The organism is Bradyrhizobium niftali (assembly GCF_004571025.1).
GTDB lineage: Bacteria > Pseudomonadota > Alphaproteobacteria > Rhizobiales > Xanthobacteraceae > Bradyrhizobium > Bradyrhizobium niftali.
Genome location: NZ_SPQT01000124.1, coordinates 1 through 1,073, shown reverse-complemented (window position 1 = coordinate 1,073; position 1,073 = coordinate 1). Strand labels below are relative to the sequence as shown.

Below are 1,073 nucleotides of genomic sequence, written 5' to 3'. Positions count from 1 at the left end.
CAAACGCGACGAGCAAGCGACTGGATGCGATCCCTGGCGTCGGTCCAGCGCTGGCAACGGCGCTAGTCGCGAGCGTTGCCGATGCCAAGGCCTTCCGATCGGGGCGGGACTTCTCGGCCTGGGTCGGGCTCGTGCCGAAGCAGAACTCCAGTGGGGGCAAGGACAGGCTTGGCAGCATCAGTAAGCAAGGCGATCGCTACCTACGCAGCCTGTTCACGGCAGGTGCACTCGCCGTGATCCGCTATGCCAAGATCCATGGTGCGCGGCATCGGCCCTGGCTCACAGCGTTGTTGGCGCGGCGTCCCACCAAGGTCGCCGCGATCGCGCTCGCCAACAAGCTCGCCAGGATGGCATGGGCGATGATGGCCAGGAACGAACGCTACAGGGAACCCGCCGCTCTCACGGCGTGAACGAGATCACAGCCGGACATTCGGGTGTGACGTAACGGTTGGAAGGGCGAACAGCACTAATGCAGCGCCGGTCGATCCGGCGATCAGGACAACCCACATAGGCCCTGATCCGCGGAGGGCATTATGGCCAGCGGTCACGTGAACCGCGCTAGCAGGCCGAACACATGGCCGCTCCACCAACGCCGCAAAGTGAAGATTCTCCTTGCCAACCGGGAGCCAATGGTATGGACCCCGCCCTTGCTGCGGTGGAATCTCGAACGTCAACTGCAGTGAAGGAGGATGTCATGCAGGTCGTTCGCATAGGTCTAGATCTGGCGAAGTATGTCTTCGAAGTTCACGGCGTCGACAACCACGGGAAAGTCGTCGTGCGAAAGAGGTTGCGTCGCGATGCGGTGGCCGGCTTTTTCGCCAATTTACCGGCCTGCCTGGTCGGCATGGAGGCTTCCAACGGGGCACACTATTGGGCTCGCGTGCTCACGGAGCTTGGCCATCAGGTCCGACTGATCAGCCCTCAGTTCGTGACGCCATACGTCAAGTCGAACAAGAACGACCAGAACGATGCGGAAGCCATTTGCGAAGCGGTCGGCCGTCCGTCCATGCGCTTCGTACCACCGAAATCAACCGATCAGCTGGCGGTACAGGCCGTCCACCGCATTCGCCGGC

At 62.2% G+C, this 1,073-nt stretch carries 2 protein-coding genes; both read left to right on the top strand.

Features of this window, described 5'->3' with window-relative positions; all coding sequences use genetic code 11:
* A partial coding sequence (locus tag E4K65_RS46710; RefSeq protein WP_135178343.1) for an IS110 family RNA-guided transposase occupies window positions 1–410 on the top strand: 410 nt, incomplete at its 5' end.
* A gap of 284 nt (window positions 411–694) precedes the next feature.
* A partial coding sequence (locus E4K65_RS46705; protein WP_135179764.1) for an IS110 family transposase occupies window positions 695–1,073 on the top strand: 379 nt, incomplete at its 3' end.